Below are 7196 nucleotides of genomic sequence, written 5' to 3' on the forward strand. Positions count from 1 at the left end.
AAACTTATTATACGAGGAGGTAAATAAAAGCACTTTTTTGAAACTGGAAGTAAATCACTAATTCACAAAAATCATTTTAAATACGAAAAGTAAAAAACATTTTTGATCAGTATATAAAAAATTAATGTTGTTCAGCTTCGAGGGCTTTTTCGGAAATAGTCTTATAATTGTGAGTTCCCTTTGTAAAGATGATGAAAATCTCTAAATCTTTTTAACAAACACGACAATTTGTTAATCTATACCATGTTCGTCTAAACTTATCTTTAACTTTTTCTTTTGAGTCAGTTAAACTAGTGAATTCAAAAGCCTTGCCCTCATTCTCTCTTTTTTGTGTATTTTCAAATTAAAAAAATTCTGATATTTTAGATATACTTGCTGTTAATATAACAAAACATGTAATTTTTCGCAATCAACTCTGGGTTTTTAAATATTATTTAATACTTGCATTTAAATAAAATAAATATGTAAAGCATACAATAATCCTCACTCTATAATAAGGTGGGATTATTTTTCTAACTTCAAACTCTATTAAGGGAAATCTGTGAAAGAGTCAAAAGAACAATAATTCCTTGTATCCCCGTTATTCATTATAATTTCTCAAACCTCCACAATAGCATGTTTAGCTGTCCAGCTTAATTCTTTCTTTGCCTTCCATGATTGTTTTTTTTATAGTTTATACTTTTTCACTTCTTCTACCAAAAATTCGATCAAATCATCTTTAATTTCATTATTCTGCAATGCAAATTCTATAGTCGTCTTAACAAACCCTAATTTCTCCCCAACATCATATCTTTTTCCTTCAAAATTATAGGCAAATACCCGCTGGATTTCATTTAACTTTTGAATCGCATCTGTTAACTGAATCTCTCCGCCAGCACCTGTCTCTTGTTTATCTAAAAACATAAATATCTCAGGATTCAGTACATAACGGCCCATAATTGCTAAATTAGAAGGAGCTTTTCCTTGTTTAGGTTTTTCCACAAACTTGCTTACTTGATATCTACGACCACTACTGGCTGATGGGTCAATAATCCCGTAACGATGGGTTTCGTAATCCGGTACTTCTTGAACACCTATAATGGAGGAATACGTTTCTTCATATTGATTAATCAATTGACGTAAACAAGGTGTGTCACTTTTTATTATATCGTCACCTAATAAGACAGCAAAAGGTTCATCACCAATAAAATTACGGGCACACCATACTGCATGACCAAGTCCTTTTGGTTCCTTCTGACGGATATAGTGAATATTTGCAAGTTTAGAAGAATATTGTACTGTTTCTAATAATTCTAATTTACCTTTTTCCTTTAGATTTTGCTCTAGCTCAGGAGCATTATCAAAATGATCTTCAATTGCTCGTTTCCCTTTCCCTGTAACAATAATAATGTCTTCAATTCCTGAAGCTACTGCCTCTTCAACTATGAATTGAATTGTCGGCTTATCCACAATTGGAAGCATTTCCTTCGGCATTGCCTTAGTTACAGGTAAAAATCTTGTACCTAAACCGGCAGCTGGAATAATCGCTTTCCGTATTTTCTTCATTCATATCCCCCACAATTTATTTGATTATAATAAGATTGATATTCATTGGGAAAATATTTCATACCCCTATTTAACAGTGGAAAGAAGAAGATTTTTTATTGCTGAGTAACTAAAATAAGAAGAGAGCGTCAAGTCGACACTCTGTTTTCTTTTTAATAATCAAAGTATTATTAAAACTTTTTACTCCTTCTTATACTTCCTTCGATTCTCATAAATGAGTTGAATTTTTCGTAAATTGGCGAAGTAGACAAGGCTATTGCGTGCGCGTTCTATTTGGGTTTTGAATATTTTTTGGGAGATGTCTACTTCTAATTTTAGTCCATTATGAAAGTAGATGTGTAATTCTTTTGATGTGGGTATGTAGTCCTTAACGTGGTCTGGAAATATCCATTTGCAGTTATAATTCTTAGAAGAATGAGTAGGTATTGCATAAAGCGATTCGTCTGGGCTAATGACTAAAGGTGTTTTTTGGTCATACTTAAATGCCTCGCGAACGGCATTGATTCTTCCTCTGTAGTCAGTGCAATACAATGCACATGCCTGTTCAAGCAATTGATGAATTGTTTGCCTTGAATAAAAAATCCCTTCCACATCATAAATTTTAGTATTGTACTCAATGTGATTGAATGCCTCAAGTGCCATCGTGGTGTGAGAAATTCTATAAGTTTCAACAACTTCCATTCACTAGGTCCCCCTTTTCGTTTTATAGGTATATTATACTAAAACATTTCAAAAAGTTCCATAATTTTATGAAAATCTTCATAATTTTTAAAAATATAAATAATATGTCATTATTTCTCGTTTGTACGCTTTTTAATAGCTGTTTTATGCGTTAAAACAGGTTGTTTCGACGAAATTTTCCTATGAAACGTGTTTTTTTGTTGCTAGATAGAATAAAAGATTCTCCCTATGATGTAACCAACCCGGGAATACATTGGAAGGCGCGCTGACCGGAAAGGTTTTTTGGGTGGAGAATTTTCATGAAGTGGTTGAACAGTATGAACCGATGATTTATCACATTATGAATTCGTTAAGTATTTATAAGGACCGTGATGAGTATTATCAGATTGGACTGATCGCCCTGTGGGAATCATGGAGGAAATTCGATTCAAAGAAAGGCTCTTTTTTGAGTTTTTCCTACACTTCAATTAAGGGGCGTATCCTAATCGAATTGGCGAAGGCGAGGAAACGAGACGAACGAAATTCCTATCCGAAGGAGGAGTTTTGGGAATTTCTAATCGACGAATCGGAAGACCCACTTGAACTCACTACGTTGCTCACTTACTGTAACGGACTCACAGCAACACAAAAGAAATGGGTCATCCTGACTTTCTACTACGGACTCACCATGACCGAAATCGCCATCAAAGAAAACGTCACCTACTCCGCCGTCAAAAAATGGCGGAACAAAGCAATGAAAGAACTGAAAAGGAAGATAAAATAGAAAAGCAAAAGCGCCTCGAACAGCCCCGACAAGCAAATGATCTGAGGCAAAAAAAGTCCGCTCTTTGACTTTTATTGCCTCAGATCATTTGACCTCGAGGGGCTAGGCTGCTTGCGCTAGACAAGTAAAAAGAGTGTCAGGCACCGCTTGTGGACAAATGTCCACAGGCGGTGCCTGACACCAAAGTGACATTTAGTTACATTTTTGTGTAACACAGGTACCTTTTTTCAATGTTTGTTTGTATATAGAATGTGAGGATGTAGGAATGTATAGGGAGGTAGAGGAAGGATGAATTATATTCGGGAGATGAATGCGTTTTTTGATTGGGTGCGGAGGAATCCGTTGTCTTCGGCGGCTACTATGCTTTGGCATACGTTGATGCATATCAATAATCGGACTGGTTGGAGAAATACGTTCGCGGCTGCGAGGTCGGAAATTCAAGAGTTGAGTGGTTTAGGGCGAACGGCGTATTATTCGGCTCGGGAGTTGCTGATGGAAAAGGGATTAATTACATATAGGGAACGCGGGACACAAGCGACTGTGTTTACGATCATCCCTTTTTATCACTCGGAGTATGTTGTTCAGGATCATTCAAAAGGAGACAATGAAAAATCTCCCTCTCACGAATTGCAAGAAAAGGAAGAATTCAAGGTTGGCTGCGGATCAAAATCGGCCATTGAAGAGCATAGAAGTCCGGCCAACTTGTCACATAATAGGTCGTCACGGATGAGGTCAAGCCCATCTTATAATAAGTCGAGTTTGTCACAAAACAAGCTATCCAACAGGCATATCTTGTCACAAAACACGCCGAAATTGGCGGAAAACTCGTCACAAAACGTGACCATTCCTAAACATTTAAAAACCAAACAGATCGCTTATCAAATGTATGTTGAAGTCATTAAGTATTACGAAGCCCATTTCGATTGGCTGCCGCCCAATCGAATGGAAGAATTAATGAAATGGGTAGATGTGCTGGGCGAGAGTGTCGTCTTGGAGGCGATGAAACAGGCTGTTTCACAGCAACAACCGTGGTCGTATGCAAAGGGGTTGCTAGTAAACTTACATAATCAAGGTCAAAAGGAGCTGATTGGAAATGGATAAATATACGTTTCAATACGAGAATGAATGCTTTGCCCTCGCTTGTCTCTTACACGATTCAAGTCTTATGGAAGAATGTTTATTGCAGCCAAAGCATTTCCTGGATTCTCATAACAAACGGCTGTTTCAGTTGATGAAACAGATGCAATCCGATGGTGAGAGGATAAGTGTCATATCGTTTGCGAAGCTTGGCGTTAGTGAAATGGCACGGTTTGGCGGTATGAATCATATCTCGGAAATTATGAATAGTGTTCCAAGTTTATCTGCTTTCAACTCATACCAGCAATCCATTCTTGATTTTCATACAGTCCAGCATGTGAATCAGCTTGCGAGTGATTTTTTAGAAAGAACGAAGGAACGTCATTTGCTAAAAGATTTGTATTCGTTTCTTGATGCAACGACGAATTTGGAGTCGGTGATTACGCAAAAGTCGGCTACGTTTCAAGAGTTGTTACATGAACGGTACAAGTATCATCGGGAGACTCCGATGCACGGATTAAGCGGGGTTCACACTGGATTCCTTTGTTTGAACGAACGGATAGACGGGTGGCAAAATGGGGATTTGATTATCGTGGCCGCACGACCTTCTATGGGAAAAACAGCCTTGGTTTTGAATAGTTTTCTTAACGGCTGTATGAAGGATGAGCTGTTTGCTACACTTTTTTCCATTGACATGAGTATTGGCTCGGTGATTGATCGGTTTCTTGCCATGGAAGCGAATGTGAATCTTAAAAAATTGAGAAATCCAACCAAATCGTTTACTCGCGAGGAATGGTCGCGGTATACGAAGGCAATGGGAACACTCGCTTCGCTTTCGATTGATATTCGTGACGAATACACTGTGCAGACGATTCGTGCGGCCACTAAGCGAAATATACGAGAACATCCTGAGAAAAAGCATGTCGTGGCAATCGATTTTCTCACATTGCTGAAACATCCGAACCCATCAGGAAATTTGCACAGAGATGTGACTGACATTATTCAGGATTTAAAGCGAATGGCAAAGGACTTAAATATTCCCGTCATTGTGATTGCCCAATTAAATCGCGGTGTTGAGCAACGCCAGGACAAGCGTCCAACGATGAGTGATATTCGTGAATCAGGGAGCATCGAACAAATCGCCGATTTGATTCTCTTTCTCTACCGTGAGGAATATTACCATCCAAAATCAAAAAAAGGCGGCATGACCGAGCTTCTCATTGCAAAAAATCGAAACGGACCAACAGGAACAGTTACATTAAACTTCTCGAAAGAAACGAATATTTTTCGCGAAAACATTTCCTAGCGGGATCGTGAATCGGTCTCTTGTCCCGCTGATTTTCAAAAGGAGGATAATTATAATGAACCTTGAAGAAGCTTATAAAATGGCTCTAAAATATCGTTTTAAAACGTTAATATTATTTCTTGAATTAGCTATTAATGAAAAAGGTGTCTTATCTTGGGATGATGATTTAAATGAAATTACGTATTTTTTACAGGATCGGTTTAAAAAAAGCTTATGTGAGCAATTATCTGAGTATGAGGCAAAACGCGGTTCTATCTATTTTGAGTAACTAAGAAGGGTTGTAATGCTAGTATTCTAGGAAACTTCATTTCATTTTACTCATCATATTAAATAAAACATCTAATTTGGTTTCAATCCGATTTAATGATTGTTCGAGTGTCCGAAATTCGATTTCCTTATTAAGAACATTTTCACTCGTTGATTTTTCTTTGATTGGCAAAACAGTTTCATAGTATGTGCTGACTTTATTCATTTTCACAACTAGCTCCTTTGCGAATGTTTACTTGCTTAGGTTGTTCTTGATAAAGAACATATTAAGATTATAAGCTTTTGGTTTGATATTTGCAATTGTTTTTTTGAAAGAGGAGTAGATCTTAGTCACTTCATTACAGATATAAAAAGCCCGTACTTAAATGCTTCGTGCACGTTAGGTGGGCTTTCTTCTTTTTCCTACTTGTATCTTCTGGATTCATCCACGCAGGCATCGATGTCCCTGTTTTTCCTTCTCGTATCTTACAGATCTGTGTGATACGGGAAGATGGAGGAAGAAAACCAAGTTCCAAGTGGACGAATCGGTTCGATGCGGGAAGATGATGAACGAATTTCTGTTCCCATGTGGACGAATCCGTTCGTTGCGGGTAGATTTCCTCTGCTTTTCCTTCCTGTATCTTACAGATTTATGCACGTAGGTGTCATCTCAATCAATTTTAAAAGGGACAATGTTTACACTGTCCCAACCATACTTTTCTATCCCTTTAGACTCCTCACGTCATCATTAGACTTCGTTTTTAGATTGAATCTCTTTAACTTTTTCCTCACTTATATTTGTTAGTTCAGATATATATTTTGCGGATAGGCCATTCTTCAGCATTTCGGTTACTATTTTTTCAATTCCCCTTGCAATTCCTTTTTCATAATAGGAATTTGGTAGTTTCAGTTTTAATTTAGCTTCTTCTGGAAGTTTGGTGATTTTCTCCTGCATTTGATTTTCCTCCTCTTCATTTAACTGAAGATATGTTTCGAAAAATCCAGGGACAGTGTTTACACTGTCCCGACGATACTTTTTAACCTATAAAATCCCACAACCACGCTACTATCAGACTTCGTTTTTAAACTGAATCTCTTTAATTTTTTCCTCACTTATGTTTGTAAGTTCAGATATATACTTTGCGGATAAACCTTTCTTCAGCATTTCGGTTACTATTTTTTCAATTCCCTCTGCAATTCCTTTTTTAATTCCTTTTTCAAAACCTATTTCAATTCCTTTTTCATAATATGAATTTGGCAGTTTCAGTATTAATTTAGCTTCTTCTTCTGGGAGTTTGGTGATTTTCTCCTGCATTTGATCTTCCTCCTCTTCATTTAAATGAAGATATGTTTCGAAAAATCCGTAGATCAATTCCATTTTTGCTGGATTTAATTCCATGCGGCTTATCATACGCAAAAATTCAAGTTTTACTTGCACCCGTTCTTGTTTGTTGTAACCCAATTTACTGAGAAGAGCCGCGATTACAGGGTTCGTTTGTTGGATGAAGTGTCGCCAATTCATTTTTATTAAGTCTGATACTCCCACAGCTAAAGCAATGGGGTTCTGAATCTATTGCT

9 protein-coding genes are annotated in these 7196 nt (G+C 37.1%); 4 read left to right on the plus strand and 5 right to left on the minus strand.

Going from position 1 to position 7196, the window contains the following annotated elements:
* Positions 1-666 precede the first annotated feature (666 nt).
* Both galU and B5V89_RS17820 read right to left on the minus strand, forming a co-directional pair.
* Positions 667-1545: a UTP--glucose-1-phosphate uridylyltransferase GalU gene (gene galU / locus B5V89_RS17815; RefSeq protein ID WP_108073311.1), complete on the minus strand. Its 879-nt coding sequence runs from the start codon at positions 1543-1545 to the stop codon at positions 667-669.
* 180 nt (positions 1546-1725) lie between these two features.
* On the minus strand, positions 1726-2226 hold the full coding sequence (locus tag B5V89_RS17820) for a competence protein ComK (RefSeq protein WP_066231939.1): 501 nt from the start codon (positions 2224-2226) through the stop codon (positions 1726-1728).
* A 304-nt stretch (positions 2227-2530) separates the two neighbouring features.
* Between B5V89_RS17820 and B5V89_RS17825 the strand changes: the two genes are divergently transcribed.
* The 4 genes from B5V89_RS17825 (at position 2531) to B5V89_RS17840 (ending at position 5640) form a co-directional block, all read left to right on the plus strand.
* Positions 2531-2989, plus strand: coding sequence for a sigma-70 family RNA polymerase sigma factor (locus tag B5V89_RS17825; RefSeq protein WP_244913534.1), 459 nt, complete (start codon positions 2531-2533; stop codon positions 2987-2989).
* 342 nt (positions 2990-3331) lie between these two features.
* Positions 3332-4090, plus strand: coding sequence for a DnaD domain protein (locus B5V89_RS17830; protein WP_181294708.1), 759 nt, complete (start codon positions 3332-3334; stop codon positions 4088-4090).
* Positions 4083-5372 (plus strand): replicative DNA helicase, encoded by a 1290-nt coding sequence (locus tag B5V89_RS17835; RefSeq protein WP_108073314.1) that lies wholly within the window; start codon positions 4083-4085, stop codon positions 5370-5372. The genes B5V89_RS17830 and B5V89_RS17835 overlap by 8 nt, the downstream gene beginning before the upstream one ends.
* 55 nt (positions 5373-5427) lie before the next feature.
* The gene (locus B5V89_RS17840) at positions 5428-5640 is read left to right on the plus strand and encodes a hypothetical protein (protein ID WP_108073315.1); all 213 of its coding nucleotides are present in this window, start codon (positions 5428-5430) and stop codon (positions 5638-5640) included.
* 36 nt (positions 5641-5676) lie between these two features.
* On the opposite strand, the gene B5V89_RS20250 is transcribed toward B5V89_RS17840, so the two are convergent.
* The 3 genes from B5V89_RS20250 to B5V89_RS17850 all read right to left on the minus strand — a co-directional run bounded on the left by B5V89_RS20250 (position 5677) and on the right by B5V89_RS17850 (position 6933).
* A complete protein-coding gene (locus B5V89_RS20250; RefSeq protein WP_213083816.1) occupies positions 5677-5850 on the minus strand; it encodes a hypothetical protein in 174 nt (57 codons plus the stop codon).
* A 516-nt stretch (positions 5851-6366) separates the two neighbouring features.
* Positions 6367-6573, minus strand: a complete 207-nt coding sequence (locus B5V89_RS17845) for a hypothetical protein (RefSeq protein WP_108073317.1) — start codon at positions 6571-6573, stop codon at positions 6367-6369.
* A gap of 114 nt (positions 6574-6687) precedes the next feature.
* Complete coding sequence (locus B5V89_RS17850) at positions 6688-6933, minus strand: hypothetical protein (RefSeq protein WP_213083817.1); 246 nt, start codon at positions 6931-6933, stop codon at positions 6688-6690.
* Between the last annotated feature and the right edge of the window lie 263 nt (positions 6934-7196).

The sequence above is a fragment of the Heyndrickxia sporothermodurans genome, assembly GCF_003055045.1.
Lineage (GTDB): Bacteria > Bacillota > Bacilli > Bacillales > Bacillaceae_C > Heyndrickxia > Heyndrickxia sporothermodurans.

Bases quoted from the DNA above. Each gene is read 5' to 3' on its own strand.
- B5V89_RS17850 (WP_213083817.1), bottom strand. From the start codon at position 6,933: ATGCAGGAGAAAATCACCAAACTCCCAGAAGAAGAAGCTAAATTAATA.
- galU (WP_108073311.1), bottom strand. From the start codon at position 1,545: ATGAAGAAAATACGGAAAGCGATTATTCCAGCTGCCGGTTTAGGTACA.
- B5V89_RS17820 (WP_066231939.1), bottom strand. From the start codon at position 2,226: ATGGAAGTTGTTGAAACTTATAGAATTTCTCACACCACGATGGCACTT.
- B5V89_RS17835 (WP_108073314.1), top strand. From the start codon at position 4,083: ATGGATAAATATACGTTTCAATACGAGAATGAATGCTTTGCCCTCGCT.
- B5V89_RS17840 (WP_108073315.1), top strand. From the start codon at position 5,428: ATGAACCTTGAAGAAGCTTATAAAATGGCTCTAAAATATCGTTTTAAA.
- B5V89_RS17845 (WP_108073317.1), bottom strand. From the start codon at position 6,573: ATGCAGGAGAAAATCACCAAACTTCCAGAAGAAGCTAAATTAAAACTG.